Origin of the sequence: Leisingera sp. M523, from assembly GCF_025141335.1 — a bacterium.
Lineage (GTDB): Bacteria > Pseudomonadota > Alphaproteobacteria > Rhodobacterales > Rhodobacteraceae > Leisingera.
Map to the genome: position 1 here is coordinate 1,991,894 of NZ_CP081036.1, position 15,135 is coordinate 2,007,028.

Annotated in this window: 15 protein-coding genes; 6 read left to right on the plus strand and 9 right to left on the minus strand. The window is 61.7% G+C overall.

All coding sequences use genetic code 11. The features are described 5' to 3' along the window. Positions 1-26: 26 nt before the first annotated feature. Complete coding sequence (locus K3557_RS09830) at positions 27-1,034, plus strand: GlxA family transcriptional regulator (protein ID WP_259999408.1); 1,008 nt, start codon at positions 27-29, stop codon at positions 1,032-1,034. A 395-nt stretch (positions 1,035-1,429) separates the two neighbouring features. Then, complete coding sequence (locus K3557_RS09835) at positions 1,430-2,869, plus strand: hypothetical protein (RefSeq protein ID WP_259999410.1); 1,440 nt, start codon at positions 1,430-1,432, stop codon at positions 2,867-2,869. A gap of 97 nt (positions 2,870-2,966) precedes the next feature. Here K3557_RS09835 and K3557_RS09840 read toward each other — a convergent pair whose 3' ends face one another. The 9 genes from K3557_RS09840 to K3557_RS09880 form a co-directional block, all read right to left on the minus strand. After that, a complete protein-coding gene (locus K3557_RS09840; protein WP_259999413.1) occupies positions 2,967-4,013 on the minus strand; it encodes a c-type cytochrome in 1,047 nt (348 codons plus the stop codon). Then, positions 3,997-5,268 (minus strand): sulfite dehydrogenase, encoded by a 1,272-nt coding sequence (gene soxC / locus K3557_RS09845; protein ID WP_259999415.1) that lies wholly within the window; start codon positions 5,266-5,268, stop codon positions 3,997-3,999. Before soxC ends, K3557_RS09840 begins: the two co-directional genes overlap by 17 nt. Before the next feature lie 88 nt (positions 5,269-5,356). Next, the gene (gene soxB / locus K3557_RS09850) at positions 5,357-7,054 is read right to left on the minus strand and encodes a thiosulfohydrolase SoxB (protein ID WP_259999417.1); all 1,698 of its coding nucleotides are present in this window, start codon (positions 7,052-7,054) and stop codon (positions 5,357-5,359) included. Between the two features lie 98 nt (positions 7,055-7,152). Beyond that, entirely contained in the window at positions 7,153-8,004 is an 852-nt protein-coding gene (gene soxA, locus K3557_RS09855; protein WP_259999419.1) for a sulfur oxidation c-type cytochrome SoxA, read from the minus strand. 74 nt (positions 8,005-8,078) lie between these two features. Next, positions 8,079-8,408: a thiosulfate oxidation carrier complex protein SoxZ gene (soxZ, locus tag K3557_RS09860; protein ID WP_259984786.1), complete on the minus strand. Its 330-nt coding sequence runs from the start codon at positions 8,406-8,408 to the stop codon at positions 8,079-8,081. 44 nt (positions 8,409-8,452) lie between these two features. After that, positions 8,453-8,869: a thiosulfate oxidation carrier protein SoxY gene (soxY, locus tag K3557_RS09865; protein ID WP_259992620.1), complete on the minus strand. Its 417-nt coding sequence runs from the start codon at positions 8,867-8,869 to the stop codon at positions 8,453-8,455. A 58-nt stretch (positions 8,870-8,927) separates the two neighbouring features. Continuing rightward, on the minus strand, positions 8,928-9,404 hold the full coding sequence (soxX, locus tag K3557_RS09870) for a sulfur oxidation c-type cytochrome SoxX (RefSeq protein ID WP_259984788.1): 477 nt from the start codon (positions 9,402-9,404) through the stop codon (positions 8,928-8,930). A 127-nt stretch (positions 9,405-9,531) separates the two neighbouring features. Continuing rightward, positions 9,532-10,113: a thioredoxin family protein gene (locus K3557_RS09875; protein WP_259999421.1), complete on the minus strand. Its 582-nt coding sequence runs from the start codon at positions 10,111-10,113 to the stop codon at positions 9,532-9,534. 19 nt (positions 10,114-10,132) lie between these two features. After that, the gene (locus K3557_RS09880; RefSeq protein WP_259999423.1) at positions 10,133-10,870 is read right to left on the minus strand and encodes a cytochrome c biogenesis CcdA family protein; all 738 of its coding nucleotides are present in this window, start codon (positions 10,868-10,870) and stop codon (positions 10,133-10,135) included. 109 nt (positions 10,871-10,979) lie between these two features. Here K3557_RS09880 and K3557_RS09885 point away from each other — a divergent pair, with 109 nt between their 5' ends. From K3557_RS09885 to K3557_RS09900, 4 genes are all read left to right on the plus strand, one after another. Beyond that, positions 10,980-11,363, plus strand: coding sequence for a hypothetical protein (locus K3557_RS09885; protein WP_259999595.1), 384 nt, complete (start codon positions 10,980-10,982; stop codon positions 11,361-11,363). Between the two features lie 60 nt (positions 11,364-11,423). Then, complete coding sequence (locus tag K3557_RS09890) at positions 11,424-11,762, plus strand: helix-turn-helix transcriptional regulator (RefSeq protein WP_259984796.1); 339 nt, start codon at positions 11,424-11,426, stop codon at positions 11,760-11,762. Positions 11,763-11,782: 20 nt separating this feature from the next. Next, positions 11,783-12,841: a YeeE/YedE family protein gene (locus K3557_RS09895; protein WP_259999425.1), complete on the plus strand. Its 1,059-nt coding sequence runs from the start codon at positions 11,783-11,785 to the stop codon at positions 12,839-12,841. Positions 12,842-13,016: 175 nt separating this feature from the next. Next, positions 13,017-15,050, plus strand: a complete 2,034-nt coding sequence (locus K3557_RS09900) for a PhoX family phosphatase (protein ID WP_259999597.1) — start codon at positions 13,017-13,019, stop codon at positions 15,048-15,050. Positions 15,051-15,135: the final 85 nt, after the last annotated feature.

A 15,135-nucleotide genomic window follows, 5' to 3' on the forward strand; every position in this document is an offset into this window, starting at 1 on the left:
CCCGGGTGCCGTGCTGGGGTTCCGCCATGGCTGATGACAGTTTCGTTCAGAAAGGCGCCGCCGCCAATCTCGCCGTTCCCTTTGAGGGCGAGCCGCAGGACTTTTATTTCCTGCTGCTGCCCAAGGCAACAATGCTGCCGGTGGCCGCCGCCATCGAGCCTTTGCGCATTGCCAATCAGGTGACCGGCACCCGGCTGTACCGCTGGTACATCATGACCGAAGACGGCCAGCCGCTGCATTGCTCCAATGGCATGGTGATCACGCCGGACACACCGCTGCAGCCGCTGCCCTCGGATTCGCTGGGCTTTGTCTGCGCCGGCGTGGAGCCGCAAAATACGGCCAGCGAGATCACCCTGAACTGGCTGCGCCGCGAAAGCCGCTTTGGCCGCTCCATCGGCGGCATCTGCACTGGTGCCTTTGCCCTGGCCCAGGCCGGGCTGATCAAGAACCACAAATTCACGCTGCACTGGGAAAACCAGCCGGGTTTCCTGGAAAGCTACCCGAACCTGGACCCCTCGCCCAATATCTTTGAAATCTCCGGCCCGCTGATGACCTGCGGCGGCGGCAATGCGGCCACCGACATGATGCTGCACCTGATCGAGGAACGCCACGGCAAGCAGCTGGCGATCATTGTCGCCGACATGTGCCTGCATGTGCGCTCAGGCGGCCAGGCGGCACCGCAGAAATCGAACTATGCGGTGGCCATCGGCAGCCGCAACCAGCGCCTGCTGAACGCGCTGCAGCTGATGCAGGAATCGATCGAGGAGCCGCTGTCGATCCGCGAGCTTTGCGACCGGCTGGATATTTCCCGCCGCCAGCTGGAGCGGCTGTTCTCGCGCTACCTGAACCAAAGCCCGATGCATGTCTATTTCGACATGCGCCTCAGCCACGCCTTTGCGCTGATGAACGAAACCTCGATGAGCGTTACCGAAATTGCGCTGGCCTCGGGTTTCAATTCGGCCACGCATTTCTCACGCCAGTTCAAACGCAAATTCGGCGCCTCCCCGCATTTCTTCCGCAAAGGCTGGAGCTGATACCCGGACTCCGGCGGCCAGTCTTGCCCGGCCACCGGCCAGCGCTGCGGCTTTCTGCACCGCGCAGCTAGATTTCCCGGCTCAGCTATCTGCCGGCGGTCATCTCCCCTGGCCAGGAGTATGCATCCCCGCACCTTCTGGCCCGTTTGTGAGAGTTAGCGCAATACGCCTAAAATTTGCCGAATTCTCCCTATATCTGAAAAACACGCCTGGGGAGATTTAACTTCAGGGCAAAAACTCATAACAGGATATACGCGGCGGCTCTCCTGTAACCAGGTTGCCGAAAAATTTCCAGGGCAAAGCCGCGCGCTAGGTCATTCATTGAACACAACTTTCGAAATCAGCACCACCGGGCGCAGAACAATGGCGCCACAGCACCATTTTTGGATTTTCGCATGACGCATTCTCCGCACCTTCATCTGCCGCATATACAGGAATTGGACACCGGCAGACTCCGGGCGTTCCGTATCTCTGCCGGTGTGGCGCTGCCGCTTATACTTGCCGTGTCCGCCGGAAATCTGCTGGATCCGATTGTCCGGTTTGACGATTACCCCGCTCTGCTGGCCAGGCCCGATGGGTTCTGGCCGAAAACCCTTCATGAAGGGCGCTGGCTGAATTACCTGTGGCATCTGCGCGGACTAGTAACACCGCCCTGGCTGAACTTCGTCCTGTTCCAGGTGCTGTGGGCGTTGACCGCAGCCGCCATTGCAGCCACGGCAACCAGAGACAATAACCGTACCTGGTTCACCATTGCCCTCACCCTCACCCTGCTGCCGGCCCCGCCTGTCTTTTTGATGGCAGGCTGGTCCAGCACCGTCATTCCGGGCTTTGCATTGCTGGCGCTCTACGGGTTTCTTGCGCTCACCCTGCGCCAAGCCACGCTGCGGCTGCTGCTGCCGCCGTTTACCCTGCTGGCCTTTACCGCCTACACAACTTTTCCGCTCATCCTGTTTGCGATCTGCCTGATCAGAACGCAGCAGCGCTCTATTCGTGACCTTGCGGGGCTGGTGGTTCTTTTCGGGCTCAGCTTTGCAGGTGCGGTGCTGGCGGTCTATGCGTTGAACTGGCAGGTGCATGGGGTATTCGGCATCCCGCTGGCTCCGGCGCGCAGCCCGGACCCCGCGCATGACCTGGCCGGGTTCTGGTCCCATCTGCCGCAGCTGCGGGCGACGGTTTCAGTTCTCCTGGACAAGCTGAGCTTTCAGTCCGCCCCGGTTCTGCTGTTTCATGCCGGCATGCTGACAGCGGCCACTGCCGTGCTGTTGCGCCGGCAGCCGATGGAGACCCTGTACATCTGGGTTGCCTTATGGGCGGGCATGGCACTGATGACCCTTCAGGTGCTCAAGCTGGGGGTGACCATCCCGGCCCGCGCCTTCCATTTCACCTGGATCATCTATGCTGTGATGATAGTCAGGGCAGCACAGGAGCTAAGCCGCAAGCCTGGTTTGCCGGGCCGGCTGGCGCGCAATGCGGTGCTGCTGGTGGCCGCCAGTTATCTTGTGCAGACTGCCGTGCAATTCACCCGCTTTCGCGACTGGCAAGTTGAAACCCGCGCAATGGCTGCTGCCATCGCAGTCAGCCCAAAGCCGGTATTTGTCACCGGAGACATTCTGAATTACCCCTCTGCCGCCAAAGCCGGCCTGCACATGTCCAGCAGTCTTGCAAACCGTCTTGAACTGCTGACTGGGCGCGCCGTCATCCTTTGTCAGGCGGCACCGCAAACCTGCGCGGATCTGCCCGAAAGCCTGCGCCGGCCTGCCGCAGAACGAACACCGAAGGCCCGGCTTGAAGACATCCCGGATGCAATGGTCCTGGTGTTCCCGCCTCTCCCATAAGGGGCCCGGCTACTGGGCACATGCCCCTTGTACAGCGAACACTAAAGAGAGGGGCGCCAGCCGCGCCCCTCTCTGCTGCAGCTCTTCAGGGCAGCCGTTACTGCGAATAGGATTGCAAATAGGCGATCACGGCTTCGATATCGCTCTCTTTCTTCAGCCCGGCAAAGGACATCTTGGTGCCCTTCATGTATTTCTTCGGCTTGGCCAGAAAGGCCGCCAATTGCGTTTCATCCCACACAAGTCCGTCTTCAGCTGCGGTTTTCATTGCCTTGGAATAGCGGAACCCTTCGGCATGGCCGGCCGGGGCGCCGATAATACCGTTCAGAACCGGACCGGTCTTCGGCTTGGCACCGTCCCCGACCTGATGGCAGGCCTTGCACTTCTTAAAGGTCTTCTCGCCTTTGGCGACCAGTTCCGGATCCGGAATCACAGCCACTTCAACAGGAGCCTCCGCTGGCTGTTCCGCAGCCGCTTCCTGTTCTGCCTCACCTGCGGCGCGTGGTTCGGCGCTGTCCTCATCCGGCGTCACATCCAGCACCATGGCCCGCATGGTGATCTCCACGCTGCCCTTGCAATTTTCCATGCAAGGTTCCGGGTTCCAGAAATGCGCCTCTGCCTCTTGCCGGTCATCCAGAATGAACCCGCCGGCATTCGGCAGCTCAACATCCGTGAAAGTCCCGTCCGAGAGCACAAACTCATCATCGACCAGATCATTGGAGTAAAGGATATAGGCCACAATGGCATAGACCTCATCCGCACTCAGCGACTGTGCATCGCCAAAAGGCATTGACCGGTTCACATAGTCCCAGGTGGTCGACAGATACGGCCAATGGCTGCCCACGGTCTTCAGCGGGTCGTCGTGGTCCAATGTGCCCTGCCCGCCGGCCAGCTTGGGCCAGTTGCCGACGCCTTCGGCAAAATCACCATGGCAGACGGCGCATTTCTCGGCAAAGACCTCCTCGCCGGTGAGCACATCGCCCGATCCTGCGGGCAGGCCGGTGCCGTCGGGGGCAACGTCCAGGTCCCACGCCGCGATTTCTTCCGGCAGCGCCGGGCGGCCCAAGCCGAGTTTCTCCGCATAGGCCGGTGCCGTACAGGCCGCCACGACTGCGGTTGCTGCCGCAAGCTTAGGAAACTTCAACATTTTCCGCCTCCCCGTTTGCCTTGACCCACCAGGTCTGAATGGCGTTGTTGTGATAGATCGAATTCAGCCCCCGCACCTCGCGCAGCTGCGCCTTGGTGGGCTGCACATAGCCGCTGGAATCCCTGGCCCGGCTCTGCAACAGCATCTCCGCCCCATCCCAGTTTGTATCCAGATAGAACCGCGTCAGCGCCCTGTCGGCGCCGGGTGCAGCCAGCCGTGCCTCTGTCCAGGTCTTGCCGCCATCAACCGACACATCCACGCCGGTAATCGCCCCACGCCCCGACCAGGCCAGCCCGGTGATCACCAGCGGTCCTGTGCCATGTTTGATCGGCGCTTGCGGGCTGGGGCTGGTGACAACGGATTTCGCATCCATCTCCCAAGTCCATTTGCGGCTGACACCATTGGCCAGCGTATCAGTGTATTTTGAGGTCTCCTCGCGGCTTTCAATCGGCTGATCCGTCACCTCGATCCGGCGCAGCCATTTGATCCACATGTTGCCTTCCCAACCTGGCACCACCAGACGCACGGGATAGCCATGCTCCTTGCGCAGCGCCTCGCCATTGGCCTTGAAGGCCACCAGCACGTCGTCCATCGCCTTTTCCAACGGGATTGAGCGCCCGTTCGAGGACGCATCCGCCCCTTCGACATAGACCCATTTTCCTTCGGGGCTGACACCGGCCTCTTCCAGCAAGGTCCGCAGCGACACGCCGGAATATTCCATGTTGTGGATCATGCCATGGGTGAACTGCGCCCCGTTCAGCTGCGCGCCCGCCCATTCCATGCCCGAATTCGCAGCACATTCGCAGAAATACACGCGGTTTTCGCGCGGGAACCGCTCCAGATCCGCGTAAGTGAACACCAGCGGCGTCTCGACCAGCCCGTTGATCATCAGCCGGTAGTCTTCCTTGCGCAGCTCAATCGCGCCCGAATGATGCCGCTCAAACGCGCAGCCCTGCGGCGTGATGGTCCCGTCCAGCGCATGGATCGGCGTGAAATTGATCGAACTGATGGTGTCCGCCGTCAGCCACTCCACATTGCGGCGCACCACGTCGCTCTCAAACTGGACCGGCAGGCCATAGGGCGTGGCATCTACGCCTTCACCCAGGCCGCTGGCCCACTCCTGCACCTCGGTAATCAGCGGATCCGGTGTTGCGGCCCTGGCAGCGCCTGCAGCCACCGCCCCGGCCCCGGCAGCCGCCGCCCCGGTCAGGAACTGGCGGCGCGAGGGCGCCAGGCTCTTGGCGTTATCACTCATCTGTCTTTGCCTCCTCACATAGATAAATTCACGTTCGTGAATTCAACTGCGCAAAATTTTTTACATATCCCCGCCGGGGCGGGCGCTGTTAAGCGCCTGCCACCTGCACGGAGGTATTCGGGTTCAGGCTCACGGTGCCAAGCTTGCGGATATGATCCTCGACCACATCCCAGATCATCGGACCCTCGGTGCCTTCATTTACGCTGGCCCAGCCGGCCACCACATAAGACTTTGCCGGATCAATTGCCTCGCCGGTCTTCAGCAAGGTCATATCCGTGATCCGCTCGCCCTGCGGCTTGGTGATGTCGATCCGGTAGCCCATGCCGCCGATCCGCACCATGTCGCCGCCCTGCTGATAGTAGGGATCGGGGTTGAAGATGTTGTCGGCCACATCTTCCAGGATCACCTTGATGAACTCGCCCGTCATCTCGGACCGGTACGCCGCGCCGTATGACATCGAGGTCACGTTCCAGATATCCTCGCGGGTGATGTCGTCGCCCGGCACCAGCGACGGCCCCCAGCGCACACCGGGCGACATAGCGATATCCGCCTCCCGCTCGCTCAGCAGCGCGTCGCAGATCAGGTCATCCCAGGTGCCGTTGAAGTTGCCGCGGCGATACAGCAGCGTATCAGTCTTGCCGATCACCTCCGCCAGTTGCGCCTTATAGGGCGCGCGTTCGGCGTCAATCAGCTGCGCCACCATTGGGTCCGGCGCGATCACATCGGAAAACACCGGGATCAGTTTGTGCCGCAGCCCCATCAGCTGGCCGTCCCGCACATCCAGATCGACGCGGGAGACGAATTTGCCGTTCGACCCCGACGCGATGATATGGGTCTTGCCTACCAGCACCGGCTCGGGCAGCGCATCATGGGTGTGGCCCGACAGGATCACGTCGATGCCCTGCACCTTGCCCGCCATCTTCTTGTCCACGTCAAAACCGTTGTGGCTGAGCACCACCACCAGATCGGCACCGGCAGCGCGGACCTCATCCACCATGGCCTGCATGTTCTCGTCACGGATGCCGAACGAATACTCCGGGAACATCCAGCCCGGATTGGCAATCGGCATATAGGGGAAGGCCTGGCCGATCACCGCCACCTTAGCGCCGCCGCGCTCAAAAAACTTGTAGGGTTTGAACAGCTCGGCCGGCTCGTCCCATTCAGAATCAAAGATATTCTGGCCAAGGGCCGCAAACGGCAGTCCCTCGACGATCTCATTGACCCGCTCCGACCCCAGCGTGAACTCCCAGTGAAAGGTCATCGCATCCGGCTTCAGCGCGTTCATCACATTGACCATGTCCTGGCCTGCCGTGTGGTGACAGGTATAGGAGCCGTGCCAGGTGTCGCCGCCATCGAACAACAGCGCATCGGGACGGTCGGCGCGAATCGCGTTGATGATGGTCGCCATCCGATCCAGCCCGCCAACCCGGCCATAGCCCTGCGCCAGCGAGGCAAAATCATCATAGGTCAGCGCATAGGCCGAGGGGCTGCCATCCGCGATACCATAGGCCTTGCGGAAATCGGCGCCGGTGATATGCGGCACATGCCCCTTGTTGGCGCCAACGCCCAGATTGACCGACGGCTCGCGGAAATGGATCGGCTTCAATTGCCCATGAATATCAGTCACATGGATCAGGCTGATGTTGCCAAAACTGTCGAACTGCAACAGCTGGTCCTGCGTCAGCGACTGCTGCGCCGCCAGCCGCGCCCAATTGCCAAAGCCTGACGCCCCCACCATGGCCGATGCCGCCATGGAAACCTGCATAAAATCACGGCGCGAGATCATAAGTACCGGTATCCTGTGTGCCGCGTGATATATTCACGCGAATGAATGTTTAAAGTGAAATACGCCCCGCTCCTGGGTTCAGGAACGGGGCGTAAAGATCAGTTGCGGACGGAAGGTGCTTCGACCGACAGCCCGTTGCCGCGCGATGCGACATACAGCTCCAGCGCGACAAAATCCGCCGAACCCGGCTTGTAGGTCTCGGCGCGGGTGTCACGGATGCAGCCCTTGAAACGCGCATGCGCCGTGTTCAGCTTGGTGTTTTTCAAGCGGTACACCGGAAAGCCGTTGATCTGGCCTTGGCTCAGATGGTCGGCGCGGATCATGTTGCCATAATTGTCTTCATGGCAATTGGCGCAGGACAGCTCCAGCTGGCCGGTGCGGGTGTAATACATCTCCTTGCCCTGCTCCCAGGTAGACTGGGCCGGGCCGTCGATGGCCACATTGACCGGCATGCCGCGCGACTGGACGGAAATCAGCGCTTCCATCGCCGCCATCTTGCCGCCGGAGTATTTCCACTTCTCGGCACCCATCTGGTTTTCGCGGCAATCGTTGATCTGCATGTTCAGAGTGCGGACCTCGCCGGCGGCTTCGTTCCACTTGGGGTACACCGCGCGCACGCCGGCCATGCTGTCCTCGGCATCATCATGGCAGGACGCGCAGGACTTGCCTTCGGACCCCTCGACAGTGTTCCAAGTGTCAATCGCCTGATCGACAAAGATCATCGCCGGGTTCTCGAAATCGTCCATCTGCAGCGACTGGGTTTCATCCTTGCGGAAGTGCCAGCCCGACATCACCTCATCGATCACATCCGCGATATGCGCGGGCGCTGCGGTCTTGGTGACCATCTCGATCTCTTCGTTGATCACCAGCGTGTCATCGTCGGGGCCTGCGCTCGCGGCCATCGGCAGCGCCAGCACGGCGGCAATTGCTGTGATTGCCTTCTTGTTCATTCCCTGTCCTCCCTTGGGTGCCTGCCCTGCCCGAACGTGCCGGACAGGACGCGTGCCTGAAGATCCGGAACGGATCAGCCGATGGCGATATTCTTCTTGGTGTCGTAGACGGCGCCGTCGTCGTCATACCAGGTGAAGACAAATTCACCGGCTTCCGGCACGACAGCGTCGAATTCAAAATACGGGTTGGTCGAGATCGCAGGCTCCATCGCCACGTCCAGCACCATTGCACCGTTGAATTCGCAGGTGAAGCGGTTGATGATCGAGCGCGGGATCAGGTTGCCTTCCTTGTCCTTGCGCTGGCCGCTTTCCATTTTGTGGCTGATCAAGGTCTTGATAGTGACCGCCTCACCGGCGGCGGCTGTCTTCGGGACCTTGACGCGGGGTTTAACACCGGATGCCATGTCTTTAATTCTCCTTAAGAATTCCGTTCAGGGAGCGGGCAGCCTCAGCCGCCGCAGCCGCCGATGGTCACTTTGACGGTGGCGCTTGCCTTGGTGAATGTGCCGTCGGCCATCTTAGCAATTGCAACCACATCCTGGGTGCCTGCCAGACGGATCCGGGTCGAGGCCGATTGCGCCGCCGCACCGGGGCCGAAATTGAACGTCGCCACGCCCGGGGTCGGGTTGCCTGTGGCCAGCACCATTATCGCGGTGGCGCCTTCGGCGGCAACGGACACTGGAACGGTGTTGCCGTTTTCAGCGATTTCCGGCGCGGTCAGGGTGACGCCGCCTTCGGCGATATCCGCACCGCCGGTAAAGGCGGCAATCCGGTCATCCGCCGCCGCATTCACACGAAACGGCAGCACGGTTACCATGGCAGCGCCCAGGCCCATCGCCAGGGTCTCACGGCGTGAGAACTCCATCATATCTCTCCTTTGAATTCTCTAAAGGCGGCAGGGCACGCATGGCCCCGCCCGCGCCTCACTCTTCTTTCAGCGTCGCAAGGAATGCGACCACATCTTCAATTTCCTGCGCTGTCAGGATCGGCGGCAGCGGCTCGGTCCCGGCATCGCCGGTATAGGCATCGCCCGGGCGGATAAAGCCATCGACCTTGTAAAAGGCCGGCATCATGGTGCCCTCAAACGTCATCTTGGCGTTGGCCACCAGCCCGCGCAGCTCTTCTGCGGTCCAGCGGTCGCCGGCACCATCCAGAGACGGGCCGATTTCACCGTGGAACGGCACATCCGCCAGCGCGGTCAGCTGGTGGCAGGACACGCAGTTGCCCTTGGATTTGGTACCAACAACCAGCGCGCCATTGACGGCATCGCCGGCAACACCCGTCAGCGACGCGGCCACTTGGCCATCCTCGCCATACTGCACCGCTTTCGGAGCAACCTCCCCGGCCCAAACCGCACTTCCGGCCAGGCTTAGCACCAGTGTCAGAGATGTAAGCTTCATGTATCCTCCCAATGGCTGCCGCATCTGAGTGCGGTTGCTTAGCTGCTGCATACCGTAGGGCACCGCCGGCCCAATACGCAACAACAAATTCATTATTGTGAATTTTTCCAAATTATGCGCCAGACACCTAGTCGGCAGACCCATTATTGCGCTCACGGATCCGGCGCGCGTGATACCGCTGGAAATCTTCCCCGTTATCAAGCGCATACCGCTTTTCGTTGACCCATGTAAACATGTCCAGCGTGGTGCCGCCGCCAAATGCGCCCGGCATCATTGCAACCGCCGCTTCGGTGGCTGTGACGTTTTCGCCCACGTCCTCCGGCAGGAACAGAATCGTCGGCGTGAACAAGACGCCCCATTTGCGTGCCATGTCCTTTTCCGCCAGCGCCTCGCCGTCGAAATCAGTGACCTCCACATCCCCGTATAAGTTCAGCTGCACAACAAAGAAGTTCTCTTCAATGTACTGGCTGACCTCAGGCCGGGGAAAGACCTCTTCATGCATCTTGGTGCAATAGATGCAGCCGCGCTGCTCAAAGATCAGCGCCAGCCGTTTGCCTTCGCCATTGGCCTCCTCCAGGTCCTCGCGCAGGTCCTTGAAAGTCTCCCGCATCCAGGCTGTCTTGTGCAGCCCGTCATCGCCCAGTTCCGCGGCTGACAGGGGCGCGGCCAGCGCCACCGCCATTAACACTTTCGCAATACTTCTCAGCATGTTGAACTCCTGACCTCACTTACCCAATCGAACCGAAACCCGGCATCCAGCGGATCATCGCCTCGGCAATCAAACGCACCCCGCCGGTGGCGATCAGCACCGCAAACAGCACCAGCATTGCGCCCATCCCCTTCTCCACCCAAGCAAAGGCGGTCCGGTGCCGCGCCACCCAGCCCAGAAACGGCCTGGCAAACAGCGCCGCCACCACAAAGGGCGCCGTCATGCCCAGCCCGTAAACCAGCAGCAGCACCCCGCCGCGCCAGATATCGCCCATGCCTGAGGCGATCATCAGGATAGACGCCAGCGCCGGCCCCACACAGGGCGTCCAGCCAAAGCCGAATGCCAGCCCCATCAGATAGGCACCCAGCACGGTCGACGGCTCGGCACTGCTTTCCATCCGCGCCTCGCGGTACAGCAGCGGGATCTTCACCACCCCCAGAAAATGCAGCCCGAACAGCAGCAGCAAAGCCGCCGCGCCATAAGACAGCACCTCCAGATACTGCCCGAACAGCTGCCCCAGCGCCGTCGCCCCCATGCCCATCAGCATGAAAACCGTGGTGACACCGGCGGCAAAGCAGCAGGCAGATACCAACAGCCGCCGCTGCGCCCCGGCAGCAATCGCCCCGTCCCCGCGCAGCTCTGCCATCGACAACCCGCCCAAGTAAGACAGGTAAAACGGCACCATCGGCAGAATACAGGGGGTGAAAAAGCTCAGCAAACCTGCGATCAAGGCGCCAAACAGGGATATTTCCAGCATCAAGTCCCCCAGTTGCCCCACAACAACGTTATCCGGGCCCGGCTTGTGTCATTCACATATTCGAATTATGTTGTTTCAATAGCAACCGTCAACAGATGGAATGACACACATGCGCCACCTTCGGCAACTGGCTGCAGCCGCAGCGGCGGCCTGCCTTGCCCTGCCCGCCTGGGCGGCTGAACTGGTGATGGTGGAACAGGCGGGCTGCGAATGGTGTGCCCGCTGGGACGAAGAAATCGCCCCGGTCTACCCGAAAACGGCCGAAGGCAAATTCGCACCCCTGCGCCGGGTCGACCTGCGTGCCCTGCCTGAGGATCTGCAAGTCGCCCGCAGGGTCATGTTCACGCCGACGTTCCTGATTGTTGAGGACGGACAGGAACAGGCCCGGCTCGAAGGCTATCCCGGCGAAGATTTCTTTTGGCCTTTGCTGGCAGATTTGCTAACCGCCCATACAGGGTTTGTTGAAGATACGCACACTCAGGGCGGCAGCTGACCGACCCGGCGGGGTCAAGCAGAGGAGTGCGGCGTGCATGCGCCGCTCAGGAGATAACAGATGGCATTACCGCAATTTTCTGCCGACATCGAACCGGAAGAAATGGACAAGATGGTGGATAACGCCACCAAAGCCTCCAACTTCCTCAAGGCAATCAGCCACGAAGGCCGGCTGATGATCCTGTGCCACCTGGTCTCGGGCGAGAAATCCGTGACCGAACTGGAAGAGCTGCTGTCGGCCCGCCAGGCTGCCGTCTCGCAGCAATTGTCACGGCTGCGGCTGGAAGGACTGGTCATTCCCCGCCGCGAGGGCAAAGCCATATTCTACCGCCTGGCCGACGACAAACCCCGCCGCATCCTGGAAGTGGTCTATGATCTGTTCTGCAAAGACGGCAGCTGAGGCCCGATTGAAATCCCCGCATGTTTGACTTCCTGACAGAACACCAGCTGGCCGCCTTTATCGGGCTGCTGGGCGGTGCTCTGCTGGGTCTTGCCGCGCGGCTGGGACGGTTTTGCACCCTGGGTGCAATCGAAGACCTGCTCTATGGCGGCTCCTCCCTGCGGATGCGGATGTGGGGCATTGCTATCGGCGTTGCTGTCACGTCCAGCTTTGCACTGATCGGGCTGGGGCTGGTCGATGCCGGCCAGTCCTTTTACCTGTCGATCCGCTGGATGCCCGCCGCCTCGATCCTTGGCGGGCTGATGTTCGGCTACGGCATGGCCCTCAGCGGCAACTGCGGCTACGGCGCCATCGCCCGTCTGGGCGGCGGCGACCTGCGCAGCTTTGTGATCGTGCTGGTGATGGGCGTCTCCACCTATGTCGTTCTGGCAGGCCCCCTCGCCCCGTTGCGCAACCTGTTTTTCACACAGCAGGACGTCACCACCGAAATCCTGCCGGGACTGGCCCATTACGCCGCCGCCTGGAGCGGCCTGCCGGTTGCCGCGGTCGGTATCGCTGCCGGCCTGCTGATCCTGCTGGCCACGCTTGCCAACGCGGAACTGCGCGCCGACAGGCAGGCGCTGTTCTGGTCTGCCGTGGTCGGACTGGCCGTCACCTCCGGCTGGGTCGGCACGACCTATGTCAACGCCGAAGGGTTCGAAGCGCTGCCGGTTGTCTCGCATTCCTTTTCCGCCCCCTTGGGGGAGACGATCCTTTGGACCATGACCGGCAGTCTGCGCCCGCTGTCCTTTGCCGTCGGCTCCATTGCCGGCGTCTGGACCGGCGCCTTCGCCGGTTCGCTGATCAAGGGTCACTTCCGCTGGGAGGCCTGTGACGACCCGCGCGAGCTGCGCCGCCAGATTATCGGCGCCGCCATCATGGGCGCCGGTGCTGTGATCGCTATGGGCTGCACCGTCGGTCAAGGCCTCAGCGCATTCTCCCTTCTGGCGGTCTCGGCGCCCGTCACCATGCTGGCGATCTTTGCAGGTGCCGCAATCGGCCTGCGCCAGCTGATCGAAGGCTTCCGCCCGGCAGAATAACCCGCTGCCCCCGCCGGGACTGGCGGGCAATTGCAGTCCGCTCCGCCGAATGTGATAGTTCGATTAACCCGCATCAACCTTTATGCAGCTGTTACACACCCGCCCATGATGATCCCGGTCCGTGTTTGGCCCTGCTGGCCGGCCGGCACCGATGGATGAGATTTTGGAGCCCGCCATGGACCGCAAGCAGATCATCGAAGACCCGCAAACCGGCAACAAGGGGGAAGCCTTTGAAGCCTTTGATGATATTCCCGCCAATCCGAACCTGACCCGCACCATCGGCGAAGTAATCGCCAGCCGTTATGGCCGCCGGGACATGCTGAAAGGCCTGCTGGGGGTCTCAGCCTCCACCGCCCTGTTCGGCGCCACCGCCCTCACTGCGCCGCGCCAGGCTGATGCTGCCGGCACTGCTGCAAGCAGCCGCTATGCCTTTGACGAATTGGCCTGGGGCAACGACGGGACCCACCACGTGGCCAAAGGCTATGACGCAGATATCCTGCTGCGCTGGGGCGACCCGATCACGGCAGATGCGCCGGATTTCGACGTGTTGAACCAGACGGCCCAGGCCCAGTTGCAGCAGTTCGGCTACAACAACGACTATGTCGGCTTTACCCCGCTGAATACCGAAGGCACCCGCGGGCTGCTGTGCGTGAACCACGAATACACCAATGAAGAGGTGATGTTCCCCGCCCTTGGCCGCCAGGACAAAGCAGACTTTGCCGGCATGACACGCGCGCTGGTGGATATCGAAATGGCCGCACACGGCGGCTCGGTGGTCGAGATTACCCGCGGTACGGACGGCAAATGGGCGGTGGTCCGGGATGGCAGCATGAACCGCCGCATCTCGCCGCTGAACACGGTGATGACCATCGACGGACCCGCTGCGGGCCATGCCCGGATGCAAACCAGCGCGGATCCCAGCGGGGCGCAGGTCATCGGCACATTGAACAATTGCGCCGGCGGCATGACCCCCTGGGGCACCTGGCTGATGGCCGAGGAAAACTTCCACGGCTATTTCTGGACGGACAGGCTGGACGCCGACGGCAAGCCGGACCTGTCGGATCAGCCTGAAGCGGCGCAGATGAAACGTTACGGCGTGCCGGGCCGCTGGTACGCCTGGGGCAAATACCACGACCGCTTTAACATCGACAGGGACCCCAATGAGGCCAACCGTTTCGGCTGGGTTGTTGAGGTCGATCCGCGAAACCCGGAGGCTGCACCGGTGAAGCACACCGCGCTTGGCCGCTTCCGCCATGAAGGCGCTGAAACCACCACCTCCACGGACGGGCATCTTGTGGTCTACATGGGCGATGATGCACGGTTTGACTATCAGTACAAATATGTCTCCAAGGGCGTTGTGTCGGACGACCCGGCGGCCAATTCAAAGCTGCTCAGCGACGGCACGCTGTATGCGGCGCGGTTTGACCCGGACGGCAGTGTTCACTGGCTGCCGCTGGTCCATGGCAAGGGCCCCTTGACGGCTGAAAACGGCTTTGCCAGCCAGGGGGACGTTCTGATCGATGCACGGCTGGCGGCGGATGCGCTGGGGGCCACGCCAATGGACCGCCCCGAGGATGCAGTCCCCCGCGGCGACGGCACTGCCTATATCATGCTGACCAACAACTCCCGCCGGAAGGCAGGCGAGACGGACGCAGCCAATCCGCGGGCAAAGTCGCGCTTCGGCCATATCATCGAAATCAAGGAAGACGGCGGCGACCATGCAGCGACCCGCGGCAACTGGTCGATCCTGGTGAAATGCGGCGATCCGGGCATTGCCGCCGTCGGGGCCGAATGGAATCCGGAAACCTCTGACAACGGCTGGTTCGCTTGCCCCGACAACTGCGCCTTTGACGCCGAGGGCCGCCTGTGGGTCGCGACCGATCAGGGCAGCAAATGGGGCAAGACCGGCAAATCGGACGGGCTGTACGGGGTTGAGACCGAAGGGAGCCTGCGCGGTCACTCCAAACTGTTCTTCCGCTGCCCGGCCGGCGGCGAGCTGTGCGGCCCCTGTTTTGCACCGGACGGCGAGACACTGTTTCTGGCAGTGCAGCATCCCGGCACCGACGGCACCAAGGCGCTGGCGGGGTTTGTGCGCGCATCGACTTTTGAAGACCCGGCTACCCGCTGGCCGGATTTCGACCCTCAAATGCCGCCGCGCCCCTCAGTGGTGGTGGTCACAAAACAGGGCGGCGGCAGAATCGCAGGATGATACCCGCACAGCTGTTATCAAGCGGAGCGCGCCCCAAACGGGGCACGCGCAGGTTTTTGCCCTAACGGGCGGATTGCCGCCTGAT

What these genes read in the sequence shown, in the direction of transcription:
- K3557_RS09830 (WP_259999408.1), top strand. Translation starts at nt 27, where the DNA reads ATGGCTGATGACAGTTTCGTTCAGAAAGGCGCCGCCGCCAATCTCGCC.
- K3557_RS09835 (WP_259999410.1), top strand. Translation starts at nt 1,430, where the DNA reads ATGACGCATTCTCCGCACCTTCATCTGCCGCATATACAGGAATTGGAC.
- K3557_RS09840 (WP_259999413.1), bottom strand. Translation starts at nt 4,013, where the DNA reads ATGTTGAAGTTTCCTAAGCTTGCGGCAGCAACCGCAGTCGTGGCGGCC.
- soxC (WP_259999415.1), bottom strand. Translation starts at nt 5,268, where the DNA reads ATGAGTGATAACGCCAAGAGCCTGGCGCCCTCGCGCCGCCAGTTCCTG.
- soxB (WP_259999417.1), bottom strand. Translation starts at nt 7,054, where the DNA reads ATGATCTCGCGCCGTGATTTTATGCAGGTTTCCATGGCGGCATCGGCC.
- soxA (WP_259999419.1), bottom strand. Translation starts at nt 8,004, where the DNA reads ATGAACAAGAAGGCAATCACAGCAATTGCCGCCGTGCTGGCGCTGCCG.
- soxZ (WP_259984786.1), bottom strand. Translation starts at nt 8,408, where the DNA reads ATGGCATCCGGTGTTAAACCCCGCGTCAAGGTCCCGAAGACAGCCGCC.
- soxY (WP_259992620.1), bottom strand. Translation starts at nt 8,869, where the DNA reads ATGGAGTTCTCACGCCGTGAGACCCTGGCGATGGGCCTGGGCGCTGCC.
- soxX (WP_259984788.1), bottom strand. Translation starts at nt 9,404, where the DNA reads ATGAAGCTTACATCTCTGACACTGGTGCTAAGCCTGGCCGGAAGTGCG.
- K3557_RS09875 (WP_259999421.1), bottom strand. Translation starts at nt 10,113, where the DNA reads ATGCTGAGAAGTATTGCGAAAGTGTTAATGGCGGTGGCGCTGGCCGCG.
- K3557_RS09880 (WP_259999423.1), bottom strand. Translation starts at nt 10,870, where the DNA reads ATGCTGGAAATATCCCTGTTTGGCGCCTTGATCGCAGGTTTGCTGAGC.
- K3557_RS09885 (WP_259999595.1), top strand. Translation starts at nt 10,980, where the DNA reads ATGCGCCACCTTCGGCAACTGGCTGCAGCCGCAGCGGCGGCCTGCCTT.
- K3557_RS09890 (WP_259984796.1), top strand. Translation starts at nt 11,424, where the DNA reads ATGGCATTACCGCAATTTTCTGCCGACATCGAACCGGAAGAAATGGAC.
- K3557_RS09895 (WP_259999425.1), top strand. Translation starts at nt 11,783, where the DNA reads ATGTTTGACTTCCTGACAGAACACCAGCTGGCCGCCTTTATCGGGCTG.
- K3557_RS09900 (WP_259999597.1), top strand. Translation starts at nt 13,017, where the DNA reads ATGGACCGCAAGCAGATCATCGAAGACCCGCAAACCGGCAACAAGGGG.